The following is a 25,537-nucleotide window of genomic DNA, read 5'->3' on the forward strand; positions in this document are numbered from 1 at the left end:
AGCCATGACACAGCCCGCACTCCCGCCCACGCCGCCCACGGGCCCCACTTCCCCGACCGCCCCGTCCGCGCCCGGCGGCCCGGACTGGTTGCCTGAGGCGCTTGCCGCGGACCTGCGCCTGCCCGTGACAGCGATCGGCGCGCACGACAGCCTGCTGGAACTCGGCATGGATTCCATGCGGATGATGGCCTGGCTGAACCGCCTGCGCGCCCGGGGCCACAGCGTGCGCCTGCGCGACCTCTACGGCCGGCCGACGCTGGCCGGCTGGCGGGCGCTGCTGAGCGACGCGCCAGCCCGGGCGGACCCCCGCCTGCCTGAAACCCCTTCCCTGCCCACGATGCACGATCTGGCGCCCTTCGCGCTCACGCCGGTGCAGCACGCCTACCTGGTCGGACGGGACCCATCGCAGCCGCTGGGCGGCGTCGGTTGCCACCTGTACCAGGAGTTCGATGGCGACGGCCTGGCGCCGGCGGTACTGGAGGCGGCCATCCGCACGCTGCTGGCCCGGCATCCGATGCTCGGCGTGCGCTTTCTGCGCGAGGGGCTGCAATGCCGGCTGCCGCAGCCGGCGTGGCGCAGCCTGACCGTGCACGACCTGCGCGACGCCGATGCCACCACCATCACCCAGCGGCTCTGCGCGCTGCGCGACGCGCTGGGGCACCGTGTGCTGGCGGTAGAGCGCGGCCAGACCCTCGACTTCCAGCTCACGTTGTTGCCGGGGGGCCGCCATCGGCTCCACGTCAACCTGGATCTGCTGGTGGCGGACGCGGCCAGTTTCACGCAGCTGTTCACGGAACTGGCCACGCTGGTTGCCGGCCAGACACTGCCGCCGCTGGTGGATGGTTACGACTTCCGCAGCTATCTCCATCACGCCGACGTGGTGCATGCGGAAAGCCGGGCGCGCGCACGCGAATGGTGGTTGGCGCGGCTGCCCGCGCTGCCGCCGGCGCCTGCCCTGCCGCTGGCGGCCGACGGCGCCGCGCTGCGCCCCGGCGCGCCAGTGCGGATGACGCGGCGGCACGTGGCGCTCGATGCCGCTGACTGGCAACGTTTTCGCACGCACGCGGCGGCGCACGGCGTCACGCCGACCATGGCCCTGGCAACGCTGTTCGCCGCGGTGCTGGCACGCTGGAGCAGCGCGACGCGCGCGCTGGTCAATCTCACGCTGTTCGACCGCGAGCCGCTGCATCCGGCCGTCGATGCCATGGTGGCGGACTTCACCAACATCCTGCTGCTCGACCTGGACGGCGGCACCGCGCCGTTCGACCAGATGGCCCGCGCCAACCAGGCCGCCTTTGCCGAGGCCTGGGAGCATCGGCACTGGTCGGGCGTGGAGGTGCAGCGCGAACTGCGCAAGGCTGGCCGGCATCCGCACGGCGCACCCATCGTCTTCACGAGCAACCTTGGCCGCCCGCTGTTCGGGCACGATCCGGACCGCCTGCTCGGCGAGCCGGCGTGGGGCATTTCGCAAACCCCGCAGGTCTGGATCGATCACCTGGCATACGAGTACGGCGGCCAGACACGGCTGCAGTGGGACGCCAACGACGCGCTGTTTCCGCCGGGGCTGGTCGACACGCTGTTCGACGCCTACGTCGGGCTGGTGCGCCAACTGGCCGGCGATGACGCCAGCGCGTGGCAGCGACCGCTGCCCGACCCCATGCCCGCGTATCAATTCGAGGTACGCCGCACGGTGAACGACACGGCGGCGCCGATGCCCACAGGCTGCCTGCATGACGCGGTCTTTGCCCGCGCTGACCAGGAGCCGGATGCCATCGCCCTGATCCACGGCGCCGATGTCCTGCGCTACGGCGATCTGGCGCTGCTGGCCAGACGGCTGGCCGGCACGCTGCACGCGCGCGGCGTGCGCGCGGGCGACCCCGTCGCCATCTGCATGGAAAAGGGCGTGGGCCAGGTGGTGGCCGCGCTCGGCATCCTGCAAGCGGGCGCCGTCTACGTGCCCGTGGCCGCCGACCAGCCGCGCGCCCGGCGCGACGCAATCTGCCGCCAGGCCCGGGCCAGGCTCGTGCTCACGTGCGCGACGGCAACGGCAACCGCTACCGGCACGGAAGGCACGGACGGCGCCGCCAGCGATGCCGGACGGGCGCCGGAGATGCTGACATGGCAGGCGGTCGTGCGCGGCGTGCCGTACACGCCCGCCGAACCGCGCAATCCGGCCGATCCGGCCTACATCGTCTTCACCAGCGGGTCCACCGGCACGCCCAAGGGCGTCGTGATCTCCCATGCGGGCGCCGCCAATACCTGCGCGGACCTGAACCGCCGCTACGGCGTCGGCCCGGCGGACCGCGTGCTGGGGCTTTCCGCGCTCCACTTCGACCTGTCCGTGTACGACATCTTCGGCGTGCTCGGCGCGGGTGGCACGCTGGTGCTGGTGGACGAGCGCCACCGGCGCGACCCGGCCGCCTGGTGCGATGCCATCGCGCAGCATCGCATCACGCTGTGGAATTCGGTGCCGGCGCTGTTCGACATGCTGCTGACCTACGCCGAAGGCACCGGCAGCCGCGCACCGGCCGCGCTGCGCCTGGCGATGCTGTCCGGCGACTGGATCGGGCTGGACCTGGCCGGCCGGTTCCAGCGCCTGCGCCCCGGCGCGCTGCTGGTGGCCATGGGCGGCGCCACCGAGGCGTCGATCTGGTCCAACGTCCACGAGGTGGCCGGGCCGCTGCCCGCCCAATGGCGCTCCATCCCGTACGGCCGGCCGCTGGCCAACCAGATGTACCGCGTGGTCGGTGCCGACGGACGCGACTGCCCGGACTGGGTGCCGGGGGAACTGTGGATCGGCGGCGCGGGCGTGGCGCTCGGTTACCTGGACGACCCCGCGCGTACCGCGGAAAAGTTCGTCGAGGCCGACGGCACCCGCTGGTACCGGACCGGCGACCTGGGCTGCCATTGGCCCGACGGCACGCTGGAGTTCCTGGGCCGGCGCGACCGGCAGGTCAAGCTGGGCGGCCATCGCGTGGAGCTGGGCGAGATCGACGCGGCGCTGCTGGCGATCCCGGGCGTGCGGCAGGCCGTCACCCTGGCCACCGGCACGCGCGACCACCGTCTTGTCGCGTGCGTGGTGGCCGATGTCGCCACGCTCGGCCAGACCGTGGCGCCCGATCCGGCCATGCCCGACGACATCGCCGCACTGTTCGACACGGGCGCGGCGCCGGCCACGGCACTCGCCCGCCCTGACGACGACGGCGCGGTGGCCGCGTTCCTGTTCGCCCACCTGGCGCGGCACGGCATCGACTTCGCGACGCACCAAGCCAACGCCGCCGTGGGCATCGACGTCGACGCCTGCATCGCGGCATGCGGCGCGCAGCCCGCATTCGGCCCCGTGGTGGCACGCTGGCTGGACTGGCTGTGCGAAGCGGGCCAATTGCAGCGCGATGCCGGCGGCCGATATCTGCCGGCCCCGCACCGGCCCGCGTTGCCGACCCGCGATCCCGGTGCTACGCCAGCCCTGCCGGCCGACCACCATCCATGGCTCGACGCCATCCTGGCGGGCCGGCAGTCGCCGCTGGCGCTGCTCGATCACCCGACGCTGGCCCCCGATGCCATGCAACTGGCGCACGCCGGGGCCGGGCCGGCGCTCGACGCACTCGCCAGCGTCATCGCGCGGCTGGCGCAACGGCTGGGCCGGCCACTGCGCGTAGCGGAGCCCTACGCCCGCAGCGGCCGGTTTGCCGAAGCCCTGCTGGCCCGGCTGACACCCGGGCAGGTGACGTACCGGCTGTCCGATCCGTCGCCCGCCATGGTGGCGCGCCAGCGCGAGCGGCTGGCGGGCGCCGCGCATGCCATGCCCTTGGCGTTCGCCACCCTCACGCAGGCGCCCGAGCATTGGCATCATGCCGATGTGGTGCTGCTCAACAATGTCCTGCACCGCCTGCCCGACGATGCGTGGTCGGGCACGCTGCGGCTGGCGTCGCGGCTTGGCGCGCCGGGCGGCTGGCTACAGGTACTGGAGCTGGAGGCCATGCCAGCCGTCGGACTGGTGACCGCGGCGTTGTTCCGCGAGGGCGCTGTCCGGCCGGCTTCGGCATGGCGGGAGACCTTTGCCGCGATGTCCATGCCGTGCGCGCACGCCGACAGCTTCGGTGGACTGGCAAGCTTCGCGTTGCCCCTGCCCAGCATGGCGCACCGTCCCCATGCCGACGGACTGCGCGAGCGGCTGATCGACGTGCTGCCCGCCTACATGGTGCCGCACCGTGTGCTCTGGCTCGATGCGCTGCCGCTGACGGCCAACGGCAAGGTCGATCACGCCGCGCTGGCCGCGCTTGCGGCACCGGAGCCAGCCGCCGCCGACGGACCGGTGGCGGGCGAGCCGCCCAGCGGCGATGCCGAGTGCGTGCTCGCCGCGTTGTGGCAGCAGTCGCTGCGTCTTGCCACCCCGCACCGCGACAGTCATTTCTTCGAAGCCGGCGGCGACAGCCTGCTGGCCACCCGGCTGATCGGCGAACTGGCACGGCGCGGCTACCATGCCGAGCTTGGCGACCTGTTCGCCGCGCCGACACTGGCCGGATTCGCCGCCACCCTGACGCGCGACACGCGCCACCCCGGTGACGGCGCAGGCGACGCCCCTTCCTGCGCACCCGATGCCGCCGGCCCCCTGCCGCTCACAGACGTCCAGCAGGCTTATCTGGCGGGCCGCCAGCCGGGCTTCGCACTCGGCGGCGTCGGCGCGCATTTCTTTGTCGAGTTCGAGATCGACGCGCCCGACATCGCGCGGCTGCAGACGGCCTGGAACACGCTGGTCGTCCGGCACGACATGCTGCGTGCCGTGGTGCGCGACGGCCAACTGCACGTGTTGGCGGTGGTGCCCCGTTTCGACATCCCCACGCACCGCCTGTCCAGCTTCGACGATGGCGACGGCCTGGCCCTGCGCACGCGCCTGTCGCAGCAGGTGCTGGACCCGAGCAGGTGGCCGGTCTTCGACCTCCAGCTCGGCAGGATCGACGGCCACGGCCCCGCTCGCCTGTACCTGCTCCTGGACAACCTGATGCTGGACGGACTCAGCATGCAGATCCTGCTGGCCGAGCTGGAGGACCTGTACGCAGACCCCGGCCTCACGCTGCCCGCCATCGACACCCACTACGGCGCCTGCCGCCGCGCCATGCGCGCCGCGCCCGGCGAGGCTGCCGTCCGATACTGGCGCGATCGCATCGCCACGCTGCCCGCGCCGCCTGCGCTGAAGCTCGCGGCCGATCCGGCGCAAATTGGCCGGCCCCGCTTCGTGCGCCGGTCAGGGCGGCTGGCGGCACCGGACTGGCAACGGCTGCGCGCGCGTGCCGCACCGCTGCGCGTGACGCCGTCCGCGCTGCTGCTGACCGCGTTCGGCACGGTGCTGTCGGCCTGGAGCACGCGCGCGGCGCTGACGCTGAACCTGACGCTGTTCGACCGACCGCCGGTTCACCCGCACGTCGAGCGGGTACTGGGCGATTTCACGTCGCTGCTGCTGCTGGCGTGGACGCCGCACGACACCTTGCGCGACACTGCACAGCACCTGCAGCAACGGCTGTGGCAGGACCTCACGCACCGCGACTATCCGGCCATCCGCGTGATGCGCGACATGGCGCGCCGCGACGGCGCCGCCAGCACGGCGATGCCGGTGGTGTTCACGAGCGCGCTGGGGTTCGACAACGGGCGCTTCCTGCATCGCGACACGTGGCTACGGCCGGTCTGGGGTCTCTCGCAGACGCCACAGGTCTGGCTCGATCACCAGGTCTATGAATCGGAGGGCGACCTCTGCTTCAACTGGGACGCCGTGCAGGCGCTCTTTGCGCCGGACGACCTCGATGCGATGTTCGACCAGTACTGCGCGCTGCTGCGCCGCCTTGCCGACCCGGACGACCATGGCGCAGCCTGGTTGCTGCCGCTGGACGCGCTGGCGCCGCGCGCCGTGCCACTTGCGCCGGACGCGCCGCCGGCGTCCGGGCCGCCGCCTGCCGCCGCAGCGCCCGCCGACGATGCCCAGGCGCCGGTCCTGCTGAGACGGGTGCAGTCGGCCTTCCAGGATGTGGTGGGCCAGCCCGTGGACCCCGACGAGAATTTCTTCGATGCCGGCGCCAGTTCGCTGCAACTGGTGCAGATACACGCGCGGCTGGTGCAGGCCGGCCACGCGCTGGCCGTGACCGACCTGTTCGCGTATCCCACGCCGCGCGCACTGGGCACCCATCTGGCCGGGGGCGCGGCCAGCGCCACGCCATCGCCCGATGCGGACGCCCGGCGCCGGCTGCGGCACGCACAGCGCGCGCGCCGGGCGGGGAGCGACGGAGACACGCCATGACGGGCCGCGCGCATATGGCGCCCGCGCCGCGTCACTGCCTGCCGTTCTGGTGTTTCTACATCCACCAGGGCATGGTCACGGCCCTGATCGCGCGCGGGGTGGGCGCATGGTTCCGCGAGCAGGGCTGGAGCCTGGCCGCGCTGAGCTACCTGTCGCTTGCCATGCTGCCGTGGGTGTTCAAGGCCATGTGGGCCCCGTGGGCGGAGCGCCATGCGCTGGCCGCGCGCGGCAATCGCTACCTGGGCAGCCTGGCGGTGACCCAGCTGGCGATGGCGCTGGTGCTGCTGGCCACGGGCTGGCTGCTGCCGACCGATGCGCCATGGCTGATCGTGGCGGCGCTGCTGTGGCTGGCGCTGCTGTCGGCCACGCACGACATCTTCGCCGACGGCATCGTCATCGGCACGACCGACGCCAGCACGCGCCCCGCGGCCAACATGGCGCAGGTGGGCGGCAGTTATGTCGGACTGGCTTGCTGTCCGCCGCTGTTCCTGGCCGTGGCGCAGGCCGGCGGCTGGGCATGGGCCATGTCGGCGCTGGCCGTGGTGTCGCTGCTGCTGCTCTGGTTGCCGTGGCGCTTCAGCCGGCCACTGCCCGCCACGCCCGCGCGCGACGCCGCGCGGCCGGCCATCGCCGGCCCCTCGGGAACGCTCTGGCCGGGGCTGTGCCTGGCTGCCGTGGCCTACCCCGCCATGCGCGGAATGATGGCGCTGGAAGCGCCGCTGCTGATGGACGCGGGCCTGTCGCTGGCCGAAGCCGGCGCGGCGCTGGCCGTGTACGGCACCGGCGGCAGCGCGCTCGGCGTGGTGGCGGGCGGCTGGATCGCGCGGCACGTGCGGCCGGTGCCCGCGCTGCTGGCCATCCTGTCCAGCCATGCCGTGCTACTGGCGCTGGCCTGCCTGCTGCAGCCCGTGCTGGACGCTGGCGGCTGGCAGCGCCTGATCGGCGCCACGAGCCTTGCGGCCGCTGCCGCGTTCGTGCAGGTCTACCGGATGCTGATGGATTACGTCCGCCCCGCGCGTCCGGCCGCCGACTACGCGCTGTTCCAGTCCATCGACGCGGCCGTGGCCATCGGCGTGTCGCTGGGCACGCTGCAACTGGCCGGCGTCACCGGCTACCGCACCACGCTGGCCCTGCTGGCGGCACTGGCCACGGCCAGCCTGCTGATGGTGCTGCGGCTCGGCGCGCGCCTGCAGGCGCCTGCCCTGGCCCTGGCCGCTGGGCCGATCCCCGCGCGCCCGTCCCGCGCCGCACCCGCCGATCTGGAGACCCGATCATGAGCCTTGCTCACCCCGCCCCACCCGCCCCACCCGCCCCCGACGACGCCATCGCCATCATCGGCCTGTCCTGCCGGTTCCCGGCCGCCCGCGACGCCGACGCGTTCTGGCGCAACCTGTGCGACGGCATCGACTGCAGCCGCAGGTTCGACCGCGCAACGCTGCGCGCCGCCGGCGTGCCGGACGCCGTGGCGGGCGATCCGCTGTACGTGCCCGTGGCGGCCCCGATTGACGATGCGGACCAGTTCGACGCCGCGCTGTTCGGCTATGCACGGGCCGATGCCGAGGCGCTGGACCCCCAGCAGCGCCTGTTCCTGCAGGCCGGCTGGCATGCGCTGGAGCACGCGGGGCATGCGCCGCGCCACGCCGTGCCGCGCACCGGCGTGTTCGCGGCCTGCCGCCTCAGCACGTATCCGGGACTCGATGCGTTCCGCGCACACGGTCCCTCGCAAGTACGCGGCATGCAGGCGCTGCTGGGCAACGACAAGGACTACCTTGCCACGCGGGCCGCCTACAAGCTGGGGCTGACCGGGCCGGCGCTGACGATCCAGACCGCCTGCTCCAGTTCACTGGTGGCGGTGCACGTGGCCTGCGAGAGCCTGCGGGTCGGCGAATGCGACATGGCGCTGGCCGGCGGCGTGGCGGTGTCGTTCCCCCAACAGCAGGGCTACCTCTACCAGCCGGGCATGATCTTCTCGCCGGACGGCTGCTGCCGCCCGTTCGACACCCGCGCGCAAGGCACCTTCGCCGGCCACGGCGTGGGCGTGGTGGTGCTGCGGCGGCTGGCCGACGCGATGGCCGACGGCGACCGGGTACTGGCCATCGTCCGGGGCAGCGCGATCAACAACGACGGCCACCGCAAGGCGGGATTCACGGCGCCGTCGGTGGCCGGGCAACAAGACGTCGTGCGCGACGCCATGGCGATGGCCGCCATCGGCCCCGACGATCTGGACCTGATCGAGGCCCACGGCACCGGCACCCCGCTCGGCGACCCTATCGAGATCGAAGGGCTGCGCGCGGCGCTGGCCGGCCGCAGCCCCGGCGCACCGCGCTGCCTGGTGGGCGCCGTCAAGGGCAACATCGGGCACCTGGATACCGCCGCCGGCATTGCCGGCCTGATCAAGACCGTGCTCGCCGTGCATCACGGCACCATCCCCCCGACGCTGCACTGCGAGCAGCCGATCCCGGCGCTGGACGCGGACGATTCGCCGCTGGCCGCAGCCACCGCCGCCATGCCGTGGCCCCGCGCGGTACGCACCGCCGGCGTGTCGGCGTTCGGCCTGGGGGGGACCAACTGCCATGTCATCGTGCAATCGGCCCCGGATTCGGATTCAAGTTCGGCTCCGGCCAGCGCCGGCGCGGTGGATGACGCCGCCGCCCCTGTGCTGCTGCTCAGCGCCGCCAGCGCGGCGGCGTTGCGCGGGCTGGCTGGCGCCTACGCACAGGCGTGGCGATCGGGTGCGCCCGCCGGCGGGCTGGCGGCCACGGCCCTGCACGGCCGCGCGCTCGACCTTGACCACCGGCTGGCGCTGGCGATGGACGCCGAGGCGCTGCCCGCCCTGGAAGTCTTTGCCAACGGCGGCACCGACGTGGCAGTGCACGCTGGCCACGGCCGCGGGCGCCAGCTCTGGCTGTTCGGCGGCCAGGGCACCCAGTGGCCGGGCATGAGCGTAGCGATGGCGCGGTACAGCGCGGCATTCGCGCAGATGCTTGACCGCTGCTGCGCCGCCTGCGATGCCCAGCTTGCGCTGCCGCTGCGCGCGGTGATGGACGGCGAGCATCCCGAGGCGCTGCGCGACATGGCCTACGTCCAGCCCGCGATCGTCGCCTTCGAGCTGGCCATGGCGGCGCATTGGCAGTCGCTGGGGCTGCGGCCCGATGCCGTGCTCGGGCACTCTGTCGGCGAGTATGCGGCGGCCATCGTGGCGGGCCACTACGAGCCTGAGGACCTGCTGCCGCTGGTGGTGACGCGCGGCCGCCTGATGCAGCATCACGCGCGGGATGGCGCGATGCTGGCCGCCTTTGCCGCCGACGCCGACGTGTTGCCGCTGGCCGATGCCTGCGGCGTCGAGGTGGCGGCCTGGAACGGCCCGCGTCATGTGGTCCTGAGCGGCCACGCCGACGACATCGACCGCGTGGCGCTGGTGCTGCGGCGGGCCGCTGTTGCCCATGCGCGCCTGGCCGTGCCGGGCGCGGCCCATTCCCGGCGGCTCGATCCGATGCTCGACCGCTTTGCCCAGGCCGCGGCGGGCGTCCACGCGGGACCGGGCAACGGCATCGTCCTGTGGTCCACGCTGCTGGCGCGTCCCATCGATGCCGCCACGCTGAACCAGCCCGACTACTGGCGCCGCCATGTGCGCGAGCCGGTGCACTACCGCCAGGCACTGGCCGGGGCGCTCGACGACGATGTGGCCATCTGCCTGGAACTGAGTCCCGATGCGCCGCTGACCGGCATGGGCCAGGCGGCCATGACGGCCGATGGCGGCGCGTCGCGTGGCGCCGGCCCGCGCAACGCGCCACACTGGATTGCCAGTGCGCGGCGGAACCAGCCCGGCACGGCCACGCTGCGCGAGGCGATGTGCCGGCTCTACGCGGCTGGCGCGGCGTTGCCCTGGCAGCGCTGCCTGCCGTGTGACGCGCCCCGGGTGGCCGCCCCGCTCTACCCGTTCGATACCGCGCGCTACTGGCCGGACGGCGCTGCCTCGGCCATGAGCACCGGGCCGGCCACCGCCGCGCCTTCCGCCGCCGGTGATGCCGGTAACGCCGCTACCCAAGCCGCCACCGACGCCGCGCTTGCCGCCGGGTTGCGCGCGGCGGTGTCGGGCGCCGCGGCACTGGACCTCGACCGGCTGTCCCGGCTGAACCGGTGCGCGGCGGCGCTGCATGGCATCTACGTCGACACGATGGTGCGGCAGTGCGTCGGCGACGCCATCGACGCGGGCGTCACCATGCTTGAGGTACTGCAACGCGGCGGGCTGCTGCCCCGCCACCGGCAACTGCTGGCGCGCCTGCTGCGCGGCTGCGTGGAAGACGGCGTCTACCAGTGCGATGCCGACGGCCGCTACCGCACGGCTGCCGGCGCGCGCCATGGCGAATTGCCGGCGCTGCTGGCGACGCTGCGCGGCTGTTGCGAAGGTCTGGACGTCATCGCCGACACCATCGCCCGGGGCGGCAGCCAGCTCTGCGCGATGATGCGGGGCGATGTCGACCCGGTGGCGGTCATCTTCCCCGAGGGCGCGGAGGACGGCGTGGAAGTCCTGTACCGGGATTTCAGCTTTGGCCGCTATTTCAACGAGATCGCCGCCGCCACGCTCGACGGCCTGGCGCGGGCCCGGCCACCGGGCCAGCCGCTGCGCGTGCTGGAGGTGGGGGCCGGCACCGGCGGCACCACGACCCTGCTGCTCCAGGCGCTGGCCGGCCACACCGGCGTGCGCTACACCTTCACCGATGTCTCGGCCGTCTTTACGCGGCGCGCCCAGGCGCGGTTCGCGCAGCATGATTTCGTCGACTACCGGGAGTTCGACCTCCAGCGGGATGCCGCCGCCCAGGGATTCGCGGCTGGCCAGTTCGACGTGATCGTCGCCGCGAACGTCATCCACGCCACGCAGCACGTGGGCCAAACGCTGGCGATGCTGCACGGCCTGCTGGCGCCGGGCGGCCACCTGCTGATGCGCGAGATCACGCAGCCGATGCGGCTGTTCGACTTCGTGTTCGGCCCTCTCGTGGCGCCGCTGCACGACGAGGCGGCGCGTGGCGGCGAACTGTTCCTGGACACGGCGCGCTGGGCGGCGCACTGCCAGGACGCCGGCTTTGCGCAGACGCGCTGGCTGCCGTCGGACGACATGCCCAATGCGACGATGAGCGAACACGTCCTGCTGGCGCGATCCGGCGCGGTCGCTGCCGCCACGGCGGCCATGCCGGCCCCCGACACGGTGTTCGCGCGCACATGGCATGCGATCGTTCCGGCAGCCCCGGCGCCGGAAGGCGGGGCCGACGCGCGCGGGTCCACCGGCTGGCCGGCGGACTGGCGGGTGCTGCATATTGCGCCAGCCGACGTGCCGGCCAGCGAACTGCCCGCGCTGGCCGCGCCGCTGCTGGCCGCGCTGGCCGATTCGGCGCAAGGGCCGCTGGCCGTTGTCACGCACAACGCCTGGGCCATCGACGATGCCGGCGGCCCCGTGCCGCCGTGGCCCGCGCATCAGGCCATCTGGGCACTGCTGCGCGTCGCGGCAGCGGAACAGCCGGCCCGCAAGCTGGCGGCGATCGACCTGCATGGCGACACCCCATCCGCGCAGCCCGATGCCGATGACGTGGCCGTTGCCGCCGCCGCCATCGCGGCCGGCGAGCGCTGGATTGCCGTGCGCGGTGCCGCCGCGTATCGCCCAGCGCTGGCACCGGTCACGCAATTTGCCGCGCCGCCGGTCCCGGGCTGGCTGCACGCCACGGGCTGGCAGGTCGTCACCGGCGGATTCGGCGGGCTGGGCCGCGTCGCCTGTGCATGGCTGGCCGCGCATGGCGCCCGCCGCATTGCCGTCCTGGCCCCACGCGAACCCGACGATGGCGCCACATGGCGCGCATCGATGGCCACCGAGCATCGCTGCCACGTGCGCTGGGTGCCGTGCGACATGGCCGACGCGGCGCAGGTGGCGCGCCAGATCGCCTTGCTGGCGGCGGACGGCGGCGTGGCCGGGGCGATCCATGCGGCCGGCAAGCTCGACGACACCCCGCTGGCCAACCTGACGGCCGAACGCCTTGCCGATGTCGTCGACGTCAAGGCGGGGGGTGCCGAAGCGCTGCTGGCCGCACTGGCCGATGCCAGGGCGCGCTACGTGCTGCTCTACTCGTCGGCCGCGGCCACGCTGGGTTCGCCCGGCCAGGGCGCGCACGCGCTGGCCAGCGGCTATCTGGACGGGCTGGCCCTGCGCGCCAGGGCGGGCGGCATGGCGGTCGTGTCGATCGCCTGGGGCGCGTGGGCCGGCGCGGGACGCGCGGCGGACCCGGCCATGCTGGCGCGACTGGAAGCGGCGGGCATGGGCAGCCTGTCCACTGCCGAGGGGCTCTGGCATCTCGACCAGGCGGTCACGCGCGGCGCGCCGCTGCACCTTGCCATGCGGCTGGCCGGCGGCGTGGCACAGGCAGTTGCCGATGACGGCGGCAGGCCGACGGCGTCCTCCCCCGCCGACGCACCATTGCGGCTTGGCGGCGTGCCGGCGGACGACCAGGCGGCCATCGAGGACTGGCTGCGGCACCGCATCGCCATGCAGCTGCGCATGGACGATCCCACCCGCATGGACGCCAGGCAGGACCTGCTTCAGCTCGGGCTGGATTCGCTGCAGTTTCTTGAACTGAACAGCGCCGTCCAGCGTGCCACCGGGGCGCGCCTCGACGCCGCGCAGGCTTACCGCGACATGACGCTGCGCGGTCTGGCCGGCCTGCTGGCGCAGGCGCTGGCGCCCGGTCAGGCGGACGGCGCGCAGCACCCGGCGGCGCACACGGCGGCGGACACCGCGCCGGCCCAGATCGTCAGCGACCGTGCCGGCCGGCACGACCCGTTCCCCCTCACGCCGATCCAGCATGCCTACTGGCTGGGCCGCACGCACCTGATCGCGCACGGCGGCGTGGCCTGTCACGTGCTGTTCGAATGGGATCTGGCCACCACCGACGCGGACGCGGGCGGCTTCGACCTGACGCGTTTCGAGGACGCCTGGAACGCGCTGGTCGCGCAGCACGACATGCTGCGCATGGTGATCGGCGACGACGGCATGCAGCGCGTGCTGCCCGACGTGCCGCGCTACCGCATCGCGGTGGCGTCGCTGCGGGGCCTGCCTCCCGACGATGTGGCGCGACGCCTGCTGGAAACGCGCGCGCGGCTGGCCGCCGCCGTCCCGCCCGCGCACAGGTGGCCGCTGTTCGAAGTCTGCGCGTCGCGCCTGGATGGGGGACGGCTGCGCCTGCACATGAACCTCGACCTGCTGCAGTTCGACGTGCAGAGCCTGAAGGTCATGATGGACGATCTGGCCGCCGCCTACGCCGGCGCGGCGCGGCCCGCGCCCGCCATCACATTCCGCGACTACGTGATGGCCGAACAGGCCCAGCGCGGCACCGCCGAATGGCGCACCGCATGGCGGTACTGGCGCGGCGTCGTCCAGCACCTGCCGCCGGCGCCGCCCTTGCCGCTTGCCGCCACCGCACCGGCTGCGGCGCCCCATGTGACCACGCGCCAGATGACGCTCGACGCCACACGCTGGGCCCGCCTGCGCACACTCTGGCGTACGTGGGGCATCACGCCTTCTGCCGGCATCCTGGCCGTGTTCGCCCAGGTGCTGGCCCGCGCGTGCCGCCAGCCGGCATTCACGCTGAACCTGACGTTCTTCAACCGGCAGCCGTTGCATCCGGACGTCAACCGCCTGATCGGGGATTTCACCTCCGTCATGCTGGTCGACTTCGACATCGAGGCCGACACGCCGCTGCGCGAGGTGCTGCACGCAGTCCAGGCAACGCTCTGGGACCGCCTGGCGCACGCGCGCGTCAACGGCGTCGAAGTGCTGCGCCTCTACACGCGCGAGCATGGCGCCGACGACGGCGCGCACCGGGGCCCCGCCATGCCGGTGGTGTTCACGAGCATGCTGGGCATGACGCTGGACGGCCAGCCGATCGAACGGGCGCTGACACGGCTGCTTGGCGAGCCCGTCCATGTGTTCACGCAAACCCCGCAGGTATGGATCGACCATCAGGTCATGGAAGTGAACGGGGAACTGGTCTGCCACTGGTACTGCATGGACGATGTGCTGGCGCCCGGCGTGGCGGCCGAGCTGTTCGGCGCGTTCCGCGCTACGCTGGAAGCCATCGCCGACAGGCCGGCCCGCATGCGCGCCGCGCCCGATCTGCCGGCGCCACGGCTGGACTCGCATCCGGCCGTGGCGGCGCCGCCGCACTGGCCCGCCGACGTCGATGCCGGGACGCTGGAAGCCTGGCTGCGGCGGCATCCTGCCGTTCGCCACGCGGCCTTGCGGCCGGCGCCCGACGGCCAGGGCATGGAAGCATGGATCGTCACGCACGAGCCGGCATGCGGCGTTGCAGCCAGCGCCGCGCCGACGATGCTGGCCTCGGCCGGCCTGCCGCAACTGGACGACACCACGCAGGCCGCTTTCGACAATGCCTGGCAGTGGCTGGAGCGGCGCGCGCGCGACGGCATCGTCGCCACGCTGCGGCGGCACGGCCTGTTTGCGCGAACCGGCGACGGCCACAGCGCCACGGAGGTGGCGCACGCGCTGGCGGCCACGCCGCGCACCAGCCAACTGCTGTGCCAATGGCTGGCGCGGCTGCATGCGGACGGCTGCCTGGACCGGGATGGCGCGCAATACCGCGCGACGGCCCTGCCGGCGCCCGGGGCCGACCCGCTGCCCGGCGCCCCGGCACCGTGGCTTGGCACGCTCGCCCGCTACGTCGAGGACTGCGTGGCGCAGCACGACGCGCTGATCCAGGGCCGCCAGTCGGCGCTGGCGCTGATGTTCGGCCATGACGACGGCCTGGACGTGGCGCGCGCGTTCTATCGCGACAATCCCGTGGCGGCCGCGCTCAACGCCTCGGCCGGTGCCGTCATCGCGCAGTTGGCCCAGGCGTCGCACGCGGGCCTGCGCGTGCTGGAGGCGGGTGCCGGCACCGGCGCCACCACCGAGGCCGTGCTGACCGCGCTGCAAGGGCTGCCCCGGGGCCCTGCGCTCTACCGGTTCACGGACGTCTCGCCGTGGTTCCTCGATGCGGCGCGAGACCGCTTCGGCCATGGCGCGCCCATGGAGTACGGCCTGTTCGACCTGAACCGGCCGGTCGACTTCGACGCGCACCCGGCCGACAGATACGACGTGATCGTCGTCGCGCAGGCCCTGCATGATGCCTGCGACATCCCGCGCAGCCTGGCGCGCCTGCGCCGGTTGCTGCGGGCGGGCGGCCACCTGGTGTTGATCGAAGCCACCGCGCGCGACAGCTACCTGCAACTGGCCAGCGTCGGCTTCATGGAAGCGCTGGCCGGCTTCGACGACGCGCGGGCCGACGATGGCCAGCCGATGCTGGCGCTGCCCACATGGCGCAGCGTGCTTGACGCCGCCGGCTTCAGCACGGTGCTGACATGGCCGCCTGGCGACGACTGGCGCCAGCACCTGATCGTCGCCCAGGCCGGCGAAACGGGCCGGCTCGACGCCGCCGCGCTGGACCGGTACCTGAAGGCCCGCTGGCCCGATGCCCCCCCGCTGTGCTGGCGCCAGTGCGAACGCCTGCCGCAAGTGGCTGGCGCCGAGGCCACGGTCACGGCTCCGGACGCCGGGGGGCTGGCGCAGCCCGCGTGCGATCCGCAGCGGCGCGCGGCGGTTGGCGCGGTATGGCAGAACCTGCTGGGCCGGCCGGTCGAAGCGGATACCGACTTCTTCCGGGCCGGCGGCGACAGCCTGATCGCCACGCGGATGATCGCGCAACTGCACCAGCTCGGCATGGGCGAGGCCAGCTTGCAGGCGATCTTCGCGCATCCGCAGCTGGCCGCCTTCTGCGCGGCGCTTGAGGCGGCGGTCATCGACGGAGACCGGCCCTGCCAGGACCCCGCATGCGCGGGTACTGTCCCGCTGGCGCGGGGCACCCGCCCGGCCGAGGTGTTTGCGATCCATGCGTCCGACGGCGGTGTCGCGGCGTACCTGCCGCTGGCACGCGCGATGGACTGCGCCGTCCATGGCCTGCCGGCCGACGGCGCGCTGGCCGTCGCCACACTCGGCGCACTGGCCCGGCGGCACGCCGACACGCTGCGCCGAGTGCGGCCACACGGCCCCTACTGCTTGCTCGGCTGGTCCTACGGGTGTTTCCTGGCCGCCGAGGCGGCGCGTTGCCTGTTCGAGTCGGGCGAGCCGGTGCGACTGGTCCTGCTGGACCCGGTCTGCCGCGCCGATTTCGCCTGCGCCGACCGTGGCGCACTGATCCGCCTGCTGTGCGAAGGCGGCCCGGCGACGCTGGCGCCGCCCGAAGGATTCGACGGCTGGGACCCATCGGCCCAGACCGGCTGGTTCCTGGCACGGCAGCCGGCGACGGGCGGCATGGACGCCGCGCAACTGGAGCAGGTGGCCCACCTGCTCGACCTGCTGGCGCGCGCGCCGCTGCCCGCGCCGCTGCCCATTCCCTGCCTGCGCATCGACGCGGCGCAGCGGCCGCCACACTGGCGGCCCGCGGACGATGGCTGGCGGGCGTGGAGCGCCGCGGCACATCCGCAGGTGGAACAGGCCACGCTGGATGCCGGGCACTGGGCATTGCTGGCCGGCGATGCGGCCGGCGCGGTGGCCGACCGGTGGTGGGCGTGGCATGCCGCGTCCCACGGCGACGCGGGAGGCCGGCCATGACGCAGGCGATACGGGTTCTCGTGGCCGGCGCGCGCTTCGGCGAGGTGTACCTGAACGCCTTCCTGGAAGGAATCGTCGCGGCGCGCCCGCTGGTGCTGGCGGGACTGCTCGCGCATGGCAGCCAGCGGGCGCGGCACCTGGCACACGCCCACGGCGTGCCGCTGTACACGGACGTGGCCCAGTTGCCGCGCGACCTGGATCTGGCGTGCGTGGTCGTGCGCGGCGGCGCCATGGGCGGCGACGGCACCGTGCTGGCCCAGACGCTGCTCGAACGCGGTCTTCATGTCATCCAGGAGCATCCGCTCCATCCGGGCGAAGTGCAGCGCCTGCAGGACGCCGCCGCCCGGGCGGGACGGCTCTACTGGGTCAACACGCTTTACCCGCACACGGCGGCCGGGCGCGCGTGGATCAACCTGGCCCGCCGCGTGCGCCATGCCGTGGGCGGCGTGCCGCCCTGCGTGGCCCAGGCCACGATGAGCCGGCAGTTGCTCTACTCGGGACTGGACTTGCTGACACAGGCGGCGGATGTCATGCCGGACGCGGTTGCCGTGACGCTGGCCGCCGATGGCGGCGAGCGCACGGACGCCGCGTTTCGGGCCCTGTGGCTGCGGACGCCGGACACCGACGTGCTGCTGCAGTTGCAGCACTACCTGGACCCGGCCGATCCCGACATGCACAGCGTGGCGATGCACAGGCTGTGCCTGGGCTGGCCATCGGGCTACCTGTCGCTGGAATCGACGCACGGCCCCGTCTCCTGGACGCCAGCGCTGGCACTGGCGGGCCATCGCCAGGCGCAGGGCGGCTGGTTTGGCCATGGCGATGCCGATCCGGGGCTGTCGTTGCCGGTGTCGGCCACGCTGCACCGGCCGCCCCCCACATGGCTGTCCGCCATGGCCCACGAGGCGCCGCAGGGCGTGGCACGGCTGCTGCGCCTGGCCGCCGCGGCCATTGATGGCGCCGAGGTGCCCGACAGCCTGCACCCGGCGCGCCAGCTGGCGTTGGCGCGGCTCTGGCAACAGGTCCAGCGGGCGGCCGGCCCGGTACGGGAGGTGTCGCTGCCCGCGCCGCCACGCGTCGACCCCTGCGTCCTGCGGACGCCCGCCGAGCGGGATGCGCCATGAGCGCGATGCTGACGCCGTGGTTGCGCCCCAGCGGCGCGGCGCCATCGCCGTGGCTGGTGATGTGCCCGTTTGCCGGCGCCAGCGCCGGCGCGTTTCGCCCATGGCAGTCGCTCAACGACGCCGGCATCGCGATCTCGCTGGCGGTCTATCCGGGCCACGACCATCGCATGCGCGAGCCGCCGGCCACCTCCGTCGAGGCGTTGGCCGACGCGCTGGCGCGCGAGATCGTCCGCGCAAGCGACAGGTGCGGCGCGCCGCTGCTGCTGGCCGGCCACAGCATGGGCGCGCAGGTGGCGTTCGAAACCTGCCGGCGACTGGAGGCGGACGGCGTGCAGCCCGCCGGTCTGGTGCTGTCGGGCTGCCACGCCCCGCACCTGCACGGCCGGCGCCGGCTGGCCCATCTGGACGACGCCGCGTTCGTCGATGCCCTGATCGACATCGGCGGCTGCGACGCGGCCCTGCGCCATGACACGGCGCTGCTGGGCGCCTTTCTGCCAATGTTGCGCGCCGACTTTGCCGCCACCGAGCGGTATCACGTGGCGCGGGAACGCGCCCCCTGCCATACCGTCCGCACGGCCACGCTGCTGATCCACGGCACCGACGATCCCGAAGCCAGCCGTGCCGAGGTAGAGGCATGGCACCACTGGCTGGCCGTGGCACCCGCGTACGCCGCACTGGCGGGCGGCCATTTCTACATCCCGCAACGCCCCAGTGCGCTGCTGGCGCTGCTGCGCCAGACGTTTGCCGCAACGGCGTTCTGCCCTTGAACGAGCCATGACAAAACCTTCGGATGTTCCCTTCGCCCCGCCGGGCGATTCGCACCTTGCCGGACGCATGGACGTGCTGCCGGACGCCTGGGCCACTCGCCATGGCGCGCGCACGGCACTGGTGGCCGGCGCCACGCGCCTGACCTACATCGAGCTGCAACAGCGCGTACAGGCGCTTGCCGCCGGGTTCCGTCGCCTGGGATGGCGGCGCGGCGACCACGTGATCGTGCAGCTACCCAACACGGCCGGGTTCGTGACCGGCCTGCTGGCGCTGATCCGTATTGGCGCATTGCCGGTGATGACGCTCCCCGGGCAGCGCAGCGGCGACCTCGATGCGGTCTTCCGCGCCGCCTGCCCGGTGGGATGGCTGGCACACGGGCCAGCGGGCGTCATCCAGGCACAGGCCATCGCGGCCCGCCACCCTGGGCCGTGCCGCATCGTGGCCGACGGGATCGGGCCGGCCACCGACGCGGGCGGGGTGCCGACGCTCGATGCGCTGGCGCTGCCACCGGCCGATGCCGACACGCTGCCCCCGCCAGCGGCACAGCCCGGCGATATCGCGTTGCTGCTGCTGTCTGGCGGCACCACGGGTGCGCCGAAGCTGATTCCGCGCACGCATGGCGATTACGTCTACAACTTCGACGCCTCGACGCGGCTGTGCGGATTCGACGAGAGCACGGTGTACCTGGCCGTGCTGCCGGCCGCCCACAACTTCGTGCTCGGTTGTCCCGGCGTGCTCGGCACGTTCGCCGTGGGCGGCACCGTGGTCATGACCCAGCAGGCCGGCTGCGACGAGGCCATGCCGCTGATCGCCCGCGAGCGGGTAACGGACCTGGCACTGGTGCCGCCGCTGGCGCGGCTCTGGGCCGAGGCGCGGGACTGGGAGGACAGCGACCTGTCGTCGCTGCGGCGGCTGCAGGTGGGCGGCGCCCGGCTTGATCCCGCGCTGGCGCGCACGCTGCCGGACCGGCTGGGCTGTCCGCTGCAGCAGGTGTACGGGATGGCCGAGGGCCTGCTGTGCTACACGCGTCCCGACGACGCCGACGAGATCGTGTTCGCCTGCCAGGGCCGGCCGCTATCGTCCGATGACGAACTGCGCATCGTCGATGCCGAGGGCCAGCCCGTGCCCGACGGTGCGCCGGGCGAACTGCTGGTGCGCGGCCCCTATACGATCCGCGCGTACTACCGCGCTTCGGCCGACAGCGCGCGGGCCTTCACGCCGGACGGCTTCTTCCGCACCGGCGACCTGGTCCGCAGGCGCGCCGACGGCAACGTGGTCGTGACGGGCCGCGTCAAGGAGCAGATCCAGCGCGCTGGCAAGAAGGTTTCGGCGGCCGTGGTGGAAGCCGCGCTATGCGCCTGCCCCGGCGTGCGCGATGCGGCCGTGGCGGCCGTGCCGGACGCGGTGCTGGGCGAGCGCATCACGGCCTGGCTCCAGGGCGAACCGGGCGCCCCGGGCAGCGCCTGCCCGGACGCCAAGGCGCTACGCGCCACGCTGCTGGCGGCGGGTCTGCCAGCCCATCAACTGCCCGACCAGGTGCTCTGGACCGACCATTGGCCGCTCACGGCGGCGGGCAAGATCGACAAGCGCCGGCTGGTGCAGTCGGTGCTGGACGCCGACTGCACCGATGGCAACGATGGCGACGACCGCGAACCGCTGCGCTATCACACCTGCGAGTTGCCCCTGCACGCCGCCCCCCTGCACCTGGCCGCACGCATGGCGCGCGACGCCCCGGACGACACGCTGGCCATCTACGAGCGCAACGGCGAATGGAGCATCGGGATGGGCGCGGCGATGACGGTGACGGTTGCCGGCGATGGCGCCGTGACGGGCCACGATGGACGCCCCGTACCGGGCCCGGACACCTGCGCGGGCATCGCCGCCGCGCTGGGGGCCCTGCCGCTGGCGGACTGGCGGGCGTACGGCCGGGTGGATTTCGCGCTCGCTCGCGTGCTGCAAGGCATGCCGCAGGCCGCTCGCCGGCCGCTGGCGTGGCTGTTCGTGCCCGCGCGCGAAATCCGCCTGCTGCAGGGACGTGCGCAGCTGCGCTGCCTCGATCCGGCCGACCTGCCACGGCTGCAGGCGTGGCTGCTGGACCTGGACCGAATCGTCGCTGCCGGCCCGATGCCGGAGGGCGCGCCGCTGCTGGTGCCCGCCGACGCCGGCGACGGCAACACCTACCGCGCCGCCGTGGCCAGCGTACTGGCGGAAATCCGCGCCGGGCGGTATGAGAAGGTCATCCTGTCACGGCGGGTGCCCGTGCCGGCCGCCACCGACTTTCCGCTCAGCTACCTGGCGGGCCGGCTGGCCAACACGCCCGCGCGGTCCTTCCTGTGGCGCGACCCGGCGTGCGAGGCCTATGGATTCAGTCCGGAAACGGTGGTGGAGGTTGATCCCGACGGCCGCGTCAGCACGCAGCCGCTGGCCGGCACGCGCGCGCTGACCGGCGAGCCGGTGACCGATGCGCGGCTGCGCCAGGCGTTGCTGACCGATCCGAAGGAGATTGCCGAGCATGCGGTGTCGGTGGCGCTGGCACTGGACGAACTGCGCACGGCATGCGACGAGACCGCGCTGCACATCGACGAATTCATGGTCGTGCGCGCGCGCGGCAGCGTGCAGCATCTGGCGTCGCGGCTGCACGGACAGCTTGCCGCCGGCAAGTCGCCGTGGGCCGCGTTCGCGGCGCTGTTTCCGGCGGTCACGGCTTCGGGGATTCCCAAGCGCGCCGCCGTGGCCAGCATCATGCGCCATGAACCGGCGCCGCGTGGGCTGTACAGCGGCTGCGTGCTGACCGCCGATGCCGATGGCCGGCTGGACGCCGCACTGGTGCTGCGCTCGGTGTTCCGGCAGGACGACGCCTGCTGGATGCAGGCCGGCGCCGGCATCGTGCGCGATTCCACGCCGAACCGGGAATGGGAGGAAACCTGCGAGAAGCTTGCCTGCGTGGCCCGTTATCTGCGGTCGGCCGCGCCGTAAGCCACCGCGCCATGCGGGGGCAAAGGCGCACGCTGCCAGACCGCAGTGACCACGCCGTCCGCCTGACCGGCCCAGCCGACGGCGGTGCAAGCACCGGCCGGCCACGCCGGGTGCCAGTCGCGCGTCAGGCGCAGCGTCAGCGTGCCGGGGGCGGCCGAGGCCAGGCACGCGCCATCGAAGTCGACAAACTGGCGCGCGGTGGGATACAGCGCCTTGTAGAGCGATTCCTTGGCCGAGAACAGCAGCGTGACCGCCTGCGCGGGGTCCAGCCCGGTGGCCGCGCGCAGCGTCGCCACGTCGGCGGATGACGCCACCATCGGCCCCACCTCGGCGGCGGTGGCATCGGTCAGCCAGCGTTCGATGTCGACGCCAAGCATGGCGACGTCGCGCGTGTGGGCCGCCAGCGCCAGCGCCACCCCTTCCGCATGGCTGATGCTCAGATGCCAGCCGGGCGGCACGACGGGCAGGCCGTCGTCGCCCCGCCCCACCGGCTGATCGGCGGCGCCGGCCTGCCGCAAGGCGCGGCGCGCGCAGTGGCGGCCGGCCAGGTACTGGCTGCGCCGGCGGGCCGACGCGGCTGCCAGCGCGGCCGGCAGCGGCCCGGCCGATTCCATGGCAACGCCCGGCAGGTCGTCGCCGGTCCAGCGCATGCCATCGAGCGCCACCGTCGGCGGCAGGCCCAGCGCGGCGGCCAGTCGCGGCCAGGACGCATCGTCGTTCATTGAAATTTCATGGAAAGCGGCGGGCGGCTCAGGCCCGGACCCCGCGATTCTGGCACGGTTGCCCGCCGCCCGGCAGCCCTTGCCACGCCGGGTGCGCCGCCCCGCCAGCCTGCCCGGCCATCGGCCCGGCTACCCCCCGGACTACGCCGATCGAACTATGCCGATCCACCTAGGCGGGGCAGCCGCCGCCCGTCGGCCGGCGAATGGTCAGTACGCCACAGCGCGCCTACCCTTGGTCCCATCGTTTTCCCTACGACATCGAAGGCGGTCATGACTACTTCCCAGCTGTCCCGCTCCGCGCCCGCGCCGGTGCCTGCCGGCGCGTGGACCACGCTCTGGTCCAGCACATTCGCGTTCACCATCTGCTTTGCGGTCTGGATGATGTTCGCCGTGCTCGGCATCCCGCTCAAGAACGAACTGGGCCTGAACGACACCGAGTTCGGCCTGCTGGCCGCCACGCCGGTGCTGAGCGGGTCCCTGATCCGCGTGCCGCTGGGCATCTGGACCGACCGCTACGGCGGCCGCGTGGTGTTCTTCGTGCTGATGCTGCTCACGGTCATCCCGATCTGGCTGATTTCCTATGTCCACACGTTCTGGCAACTGCTGGTGCTGGGCCTGTTCGTGGGGCTGGCCGGCGGATCGTTCTCGGTGGGCACGCCGTACGTGGCGCGCTGGTTCCCGCGCAGCCGCCAGGGCCTGGCGATGGGCATCTTCGGTGCCGGCAACTCGGGCGCGGCGCTGACCAAGTTCGTGGCGCCGGTGCTGATCCTGGCCGCCGGCACCTGGGAGATCGTGCCCAAGGTGTATTCGGTGGCGATGCTGGTCACGGCCGTCCTGTTCTGGCTGTTCTCGCGCAGCGACCCGTCGCACCGCGTGACGTCGGCCACCAGCTTCCGCGCCCAGCTGGCCGTGATGCGCGACCCGCGCGTCTGGCGCTACTCGCAGTACTACTCAGTGGTGTTCGGCGGCTACGTGGCGCTGGCGCTGTGGATGACCAAGTACTACATCGGCGAGTACGGCTTCGACATCAAGACGGCGGCGTTCCTGGCGGCGTGCTTCTCGCTGCCCGGCGGCGTGCTGCGGGCCATCGGCGGCTGGATCTCGGACCGCTACGGCGCCCATCGCACCACGTGGTGGGTGATGTGGATCAGCTGGGTGGCGTTCTTCCTGCTGAGCTACCCCAAGACCGACTTCGTGATCCACACCGTGACCGGCCCGCAGAGCTTTCACATCGCGCTGACGCCGACGCTGTTCACCGTGCTGATGTTCGTGGTGGGCATCGCGTTCGCCATCGGCAAGGCGTCGGTCTTCAAGTTCATCTCCAACGATTTCACGCACAACATCGGCGCCGTCTCAGGCGTGGTGGGCCTGGCCGGCGGCCTGGGCGGCTTTGTCCTTCCGATCATGTTCGGCGCGCTGGCCGACCTGACCGGCATCCGCAGCAGCTGCTTCATGCTGATGTACGGCACGGTCTGCGTGAGCCTGGTCTGGATGCACTACAGCCACCGCGCCGAGCAACAGCGCGGGCAATCCCGGCCCGAATCCGCCCCGCTGCCCGACGCGGCGCGGACGGCCTGACCCGGCCTGGCCGGCAACCCCCTCACCCCCCGACACATCATGACCAGTACCGTACTGACCCGCTGGGAGCCCGAGAACGCGGCGTTCTGGCGCGCGCAAGGCGAGCGCATTGCCTACCGCAACCTCTGGATCTCGATTCCCGCGCTGATGCTGGCGTTCGTGATCTGGATGCTCTGGAGCGTGGTGGCCGTGAACCTGGACCGCGCCGGCTTCCAGTTCACCAAGAACCAGCTGTTCTGGCTGACCGCCCTGCCCGCGCTGTCCGGCGCCACGCTGCGCATCTTCTACTCGTTTCTGGTGCCGGTGTTCGGCGGCCGGCGCTTCACGGCCATCTCCACGGCGCTGCTGCTGATTCCGGCGCTGGGCATGGGCGTGGCGCTGCGCGACCCGTCCACCAGCTACCCGACGCTGCTGGTGCTGGCGCTGCTGTGCGGGCTGGGCGGCGCCAACTTCAGCTCGTCGATGGCCAACATCAGCTTCTTCTTCCCGAAGGCCAAGAAAGGGCTGGCGACGGGCCTGAACGCCGGCATCGGCAACCTGGGCGTGTGGGTGGTGCAGTTCGTCACGCCGCTGGTGGTGTCGGTGGCCGTGTTCGGCGCGCTGGGCGGCGAGCCGCAGACCTACCAGGCCAACGGCGCGGCGCAGAACCTGTGGCTGCAGAACGCGGGCTTCATCTGGGTGCCGTTCATCGTGGTGTCGGCGCTGGCGGCGTGGTTCGGCATGAATGACATCGCCGATGCCCGCGCGTCGTTCGCCGAGCAGGCCGTGATCTTCCAGCGCAAGCACAACTGGCTGATGTGCTGGCTCTATATCGGCACGTTCGGCTCGTTCATCGGCTTCTCGGCCGGGCTGGCGCTGCTGACCAAGTCGCAGTTCCCGGGCATCAACCCCACGGCCTACGCGTTCCTGGGGCCGCTGGTGGGCGCGCTGACGCGGCCGGTGGGCGGCTGGATCTCGGACAAGCTGGGCGGCGCCCGCGTCACGCTGTGGACGTTCATCGGCATGATCGGCGCGGTCTGCGCCGTGCTGGCGGCCCTGCCCCAGGACGGCCAGGGCGGCAGCTTCCAGGCGTTCCTGGCGGCGTTCATCGTCCTGTTCGCGCTGACGGGCATCGGCAATGGCTCGACGTTCCGGATGATCCCCGTGATCTTCCTGACCGAGCGCCAGCGCGCCGCCGCCGGCAAGGGCGACGCCGCGCAGAAGCAGGCGCTGCAGGACGCCAGCAAGGAATCGGCGGCCGTGCTCGGCTTCTCGGGCGCGATCGGTGCCTACGGCGGCTTCTTCATCCCCAAGAGCTTCGGTACCTCGCTGGAGATGACCGGCTCGGCCGACGCGGCGCTCTACTGCTTCATCGCCTTCTACCTGAGCTGCGTGCTGGTGACCTGGTGGTACTACGCACGCCGCAACGCCCCCATGCCCTGCTGACACTGGCGGC

The 25,537-nt window shown here is 72.9% G+C and carries 9 protein-coding genes; 8 read left to right on the forward strand and 1 reads right to left on the reverse strand.

Annotated features, from left to right (window positions below):
* Positions 1–4 precede the first annotated feature (4 nt).
* From QTN24_RS23270 to QTN24_RS23295, 6 genes are read left to right on the forward strand one after another with little or no spacing between them, the layout of a single operon-like run.
* Positions 5–6,289, forward strand: a complete 6,285-nt coding sequence (locus tag QTN24_RS23270) for an amino acid adenylation domain-containing protein (protein WP_409559077.1) — start codon at positions 5–7, stop codon at positions 6,287–6,289.
* Positions 6,286–7,566 carry an MFS transporter gene (locus QTN24_RS23275; protein WP_313840022.1) on the forward strand — a complete coding sequence of 427 codons (1,281 nt, stop codon included), beginning with the start codon at positions 6,286–6,288 and terminating at the stop codon, positions 7,564–7,566. Before QTN24_RS23270 ends, QTN24_RS23275 begins: the two co-directional genes overlap by 4 nt.
* Positions 7,563–16,937 carry an SDR family NAD(P)-dependent oxidoreductase gene (locus QTN24_RS23280; protein ID WP_313840023.1) on the forward strand — a complete coding sequence of 3,125 codons (9,375 nt, stop codon included), beginning with the start codon at positions 7,563–7,565 and terminating at the stop codon, positions 16,935–16,937. The genes QTN24_RS23275 and QTN24_RS23280 overlap by 4 nt, the downstream gene beginning before the upstream one ends.
* Entirely contained in the window at positions 16,934–18,058 is a 1,125-nt protein-coding gene (locus QTN24_RS23285) for a Gfo/Idh/MocA family oxidoreductase (RefSeq protein ID WP_313840024.1), read from the forward strand. The genes QTN24_RS23280 and QTN24_RS23285 overlap by 4 nt, the downstream gene beginning before the upstream one ends.
* The gene (locus tag QTN24_RS23290; RefSeq protein WP_313840025.1) at positions 18,055–18,825 is read left to right on the forward strand and encodes an alpha/beta fold hydrolase; all 771 of its coding nucleotides are present in this window, start codon (positions 18,055–18,057) and stop codon (positions 18,823–18,825) included. Before QTN24_RS23285 ends, QTN24_RS23290 begins: the two co-directional genes overlap by 4 nt.
* Positions 18,826–18,832: 7 nt before the next feature.
* Positions 18,833–21,802, forward strand: a complete 2,970-nt coding sequence (locus QTN24_RS23295; RefSeq protein ID WP_313840026.1) for a salicylate synthase — start codon at positions 18,833–18,835, stop codon at positions 21,800–21,802.
* On the opposite strand, the gene QTN24_RS23300 is transcribed toward QTN24_RS23295, so the two are convergent.
* A complete protein-coding gene (locus QTN24_RS23300; protein ID WP_313840027.1) occupies positions 21,778–22,524 on the reverse strand; it encodes a 4'-phosphopantetheinyl transferase in 747 nt (248 codons plus the stop codon). The two genes, QTN24_RS23295 and QTN24_RS23300, sit on opposite strands and share 25 nt — an antisense overlap.
* A 270-nt stretch (positions 22,525–22,794) precedes the next feature.
* Here QTN24_RS23300 and QTN24_RS23305 point away from each other — a divergent pair, with 270 nt between their 5' ends.
* Together QTN24_RS23305 and QTN24_RS23310 are read left to right on the forward strand one after the other, a co-directional pair.
* Positions 22,795–24,102: an MFS transporter gene (locus QTN24_RS23305; RefSeq protein WP_124683998.1), complete on the forward strand. Its 1,308-nt coding sequence runs from the start codon at positions 22,795–22,797 to the stop codon at positions 24,100–24,102.
* A gap of 39 nt (positions 24,103–24,141) precedes the next feature.
* A complete protein-coding gene (locus tag QTN24_RS23310) occupies positions 24,142–25,527 on the forward strand; it encodes a NarK family nitrate/nitrite MFS transporter (RefSeq protein ID WP_313840028.1) in 1,386 nt (461 codons plus the stop codon).
* Positions 25,528–25,537: the final 10 nt, after the last annotated feature.

The sequence above is a fragment of the Cupriavidus sp. SZY C1 genome, from assembly GCF_032190535.1.
In the GTDB taxonomy this organism is placed as follows: Bacteria; Pseudomonadota; Gammaproteobacteria; order Burkholderiales; family Burkholderiaceae; genus Cupriavidus; species Cupriavidus pauculus_C.

Coding starts and splice junctions, on each gene's coding strand:
- QTN24_RS23270 (WP_409559077.1), top strand. CDS start 5: ATGACACAGCCCGCACTCCCGCCCACGCCGCCCACGGGCCCCACTTCC.
- QTN24_RS23275 (WP_313840022.1), top strand. CDS start 6,286: ATGACGGGCCGCGCGCATATGGCGCCCGCGCCGCGTCACTGCCTGCCG.
- QTN24_RS23280 (WP_313840023.1), top strand. CDS start 7,563: ATGAGCCTTGCTCACCCCGCCCCACCCGCCCCACCCGCCCCCGACGAC.
- QTN24_RS23285 (WP_313840024.1), top strand. CDS start 16,934: ATGACGCAGGCGATACGGGTTCTCGTGGCCGGCGCGCGCTTCGGCGAG.
- QTN24_RS23290 (WP_313840025.1), top strand. CDS start 18,055: ATGAGCGCGATGCTGACGCCGTGGTTGCGCCCCAGCGGCGCGGCGCCA.
- QTN24_RS23295 (WP_313840026.1), top strand. CDS start 18,833: ATGACAAAACCTTCGGATGTTCCCTTCGCCCCGCCGGGCGATTCGCAC.
- QTN24_RS23300 (WP_313840027.1), bottom strand. CDS start 22,524: ATGAACGACGATGCGTCCTGGCCGCGACTGGCCGCCGCGCTGGGCCTG.
- QTN24_RS23305 (WP_124683998.1), top strand. CDS start 22,795: ATGACTACTTCCCAGCTGTCCCGCTCCGCGCCCGCGCCGGTGCCTGCC.
- QTN24_RS23310 (WP_313840028.1), top strand. CDS start 24,142: ATGACCAGTACCGTACTGACCCGCTGGGAGCCCGAGAACGCGGCGTTC.